The organism is Flavihumibacter fluminis, assembly GCF_021491375.1.
GTDB classification, from domain to species: domain Bacteria; phylum Bacteroidota; class Bacteroidia; order Chitinophagales; family Chitinophagaceae; genus Flavihumibacter; species Flavihumibacter fluminis.
Genome location: NZ_JAKEVY010000021.1, coordinates 1 through 292 on the forward strand (window position 1 = coordinate 1; position 292 = coordinate 292).

Consider the following 292-nt stretch of genomic DNA (forward strand, 5'->3'; position numbering starts at 1 on the left):
GGGAACTTTGCGGAACATGGCATAATTGTGCGAGCGGACTTCCTCGGTAAAATCCTCTACGTGATGCCGGGGGATAAGGTATTTGCCCAAGACTCTTGTGAAGATTTCAATCGAAGTTTCAAATTCCTCGGGAATCACCTCATCTGCACCCAGTTTTAGGTTTTCTTCAATCTCATTCACATATCGGGTACGCACAATGATATAGGGGTTTCCAGTCAAATGCCTGATTGCCGACACTATCCGTTTTGTGGCATCGGCATTAGAAATTGCGATAACGGCCACCCTCGCTTTG

At 46.6% G+C, this 292-nt stretch carries 1 protein-coding gene; it reads right to left on the reverse strand.

Going from position 1 to position 292, the window contains the following annotated elements; all coding sequences use genetic code 11:
- Positions 1–219, reverse strand: a 219-nt coding sequence (locus L0U88_RS20725) for a hypothetical protein (protein WP_234868778.1), incomplete at its 3' end; no start/stop codon positions are given.
- Positions 220–292: the final 73 nt, after the last annotated feature.